We start from the raw sequence: 2407 nt of genomic DNA on the forward strand, positions 1-2407 counted from the left end.
AAGTATATTACCCGTCCTGCTGAGAGTGATCTAAGTTCACGGTCTGAAAATATTCGAAAACATTTTGGTTTTAAAAATTTGCAGGATATCGAACAGAGTCTGGAAAATGAACAAGACGAGCAGTACAAGGCATGGACAAATAAAATACTGATTACCTTGCAGCAGCGTTCCCTGATTGCGAAACAGACCAGCCTGAAACTACAGCACTTAGGACGAAGTTTGTCATTACAACAATGCATGCAGATTGAGCGTGATTTACAAGATATCTGGTTTGAACATGGTGATTTTATTGAAGGTGTCCGTGCACTTATTGTTGATAAAGACAAACAGCCGCAATGGAAAAAGGAGAATCCAGAACTTGAACAAATTCTAGAGCGACTCGGCTGAGTCATTCATACATAAGTTAATACATTCAAGGAGACTAGAGAGAAACTGAAAATACTTATGGTCAGGGCTGATTATACGTATAAAAACTCAAAACAAGAAAATCTAAAAAGGAATATGACAATGCAAACAATACATGGAAACGGTTCGCATTCTAAAAAGTCTTCTCACCGCCTGGCAGGCATTTCAAGTATGGTAGGGACGACTATTGAATGGTATGACTTTTTTATTTATGGTGCTGCTGCTGCACTCATTTTTAATAAACTATTTTTTCCAAACCTTGATCCGCTCACCGGTGTACTCGCAGCTTTTGCAACCTACGCTGTCGGATTTATTGGTCGACCATTAGGCGGTATTGTATTTGGCCATTTTGGTGACAAGGTTGGCCGAAAATCCATGTTATTAGTGACTTTAATGTTAATGGGTATCCCGACAGTCATAATCGGACTGTTACCTACATTTGAGTCGATTGGTTACTGGGCTACGGTTTGTCTGATTATTTTAAGATTTATTCAGGGTATGGCGATGGGCGGCGAATGGGGCGGGGCAGTTCTCATGGCTGTTGAACATGCTCCAGAAGGGGGAAAGGGTTTTTGGGGAAGTTTACCACAGGCCAGTACTGGAGGCGGTTTAATGCTGGCTTCGGTGGCTTTGGGTCTAGTGTCTTTACTACCCGAGGAAGCATTGTTTAGCTGGGGCTGGCGCTTACCATTTTTAGCCAGTATAGTGCTGTTGGCGGTAGGTTGGTATATCCGGGTGAAAGTTCCTGAGTCGCCAGACTTTGAAAAAATTAAAGAAAAAGCGAAAGAAGTTAAAGTTCCTGCATTACAGGTGTTTAAAAATCATCCAAAACAGTTAATTACAATTATTCTATCACGCGCTGCTGAAAATGCCTGGTTCTACTTGGCTTCCACCTTTGCTTTAGCCTATACCACCACGCAGTTAAATATTCCTAGACAAGATATTCTATTTGCAACAATTTGTGGCGCTGCTGTCATTATGGTAATGACTCCATTATGCGGACATTTATCCGATAAAGTCGGCCAGCGTAATATGTTCAGATTTGGTCTTTGTATGCTTGCACTATATAGCTATCCATTCTTTGCGATGTTAAATACAAAAGATCCTGTTTTAGTATGGACAGCAATCGTATTGGCAATTGGTGTAATTTTTCCAATTATGTATGCACCGCAGTCACAATTATTTGCTCGCCAATTTCCTGCTGAAATTCGCTATAGCGGTATTTCAATTTCGGTACAATTTGCAGGTGTGTTAGGTGGCGGTTTGGCGCCATTGATTGCTACAAAGCTATTGAGTATTGGTGAAGGAAGTCCGCACTTAATTATTATGTATATTATAAGCTTTGCAGTATTGGCAATTATTGCTTCTTCATTCTTAAAGCCTGACCAGAAGCTCAAGCCTACAGAAACGTTTACACAGAAAGAAATTAAAACTTTATAGAGCTTTCTAAAAGCTTTTAACAAGTTTTACTGAAGCTGGATTTTTGAATACCGTTATACAAAGTGTATGGCGGTATTTTTATAGGATTTAACTTTACCACAGCATTTCGCATAATGTAGTCCAGATTATGTTACATAGCCGGGCGAATTCAAACATGAGGTGCGACAGTTTCAAAAGCCATATGATAATCAACAAGCTGAGCAAATTTCTCTAATGGTGTAAGCCAATCTAACGCCTTTCTAGGACGAGTATTCAGTGACATGGCAACTTGATTTAAATAATGCTGATCTGCCTGATTTAAATCAATCCCTTTAGGTAAATATTGCCTAATTAAACCATTCATATTTTCGCATGTGCCTTTTTGCCAGGGTGAATGTGGGTCACAGAAATATACATCTATGCCTAAATCTTCTTCAAGTATTTTATGTTCTGCCATCTCGCGTCCACGGTCATAGGTCAACGTTTTACGCAGTTCTGCAGGTAAATATTTCAGAGCTTCAGTTAAAGCCTTGCGCACTGATTCTGCCTTTGCATCAGGTAATGTTGCCAAGATACAGAGCCG

General features: G+C 39.9%; 2 protein-coding genes and 1 pseudogene. 2 read left to right on the forward strand and 1 reads right to left on the reverse strand.

The features are described from left to right. Both J502_RS15845 and J502_RS15850 read left to right on the forward strand, forming a co-directional pair. Positions 1 to 387 (forward strand): enoyl-CoA hydratase/isomerase family protein (locus tag J502_RS15845; protein WP_034685157.1); only part of this gene is annotated, 387 nt, incomplete at its 5' end. A 120-nt stretch (positions 388 to 507) separates the two neighbouring features. Then, complete coding sequence (locus tag J502_RS15850; protein ID WP_005014273.1) at positions 508 to 1845, forward strand: MFS transporter; 1338 nt, start codon at positions 508 to 510, stop codon at positions 1843 to 1845. Between the two features lie 148 nt (positions 1846 to 1993). Here J502_RS15850 and J502_RS15855 read toward each other — a convergent pair. Next, positions 1994 to 2407 (reverse strand): annotated as a pseudogene (locus J502_RS15855) (IS30-like element ISAba125 family transposase); the annotation flags it as partial.

It is taken from the genome of Acinetobacter sp. 1294596 (assembly GCF_000582925.1).
GTDB classification, from domain to species: Bacteria; Pseudomonadota; Gammaproteobacteria; order Pseudomonadales; family Moraxellaceae; genus Acinetobacter; species Acinetobacter radioresistens.

Coding starts and splice junctions, on each gene's coding strand:
- J502_RS15850 (WP_005014273.1), top strand. CDS start 508: ATGCAAACAATACATGGAAACGGTTCGCATTCTAAAAAGTCTTCTCAC.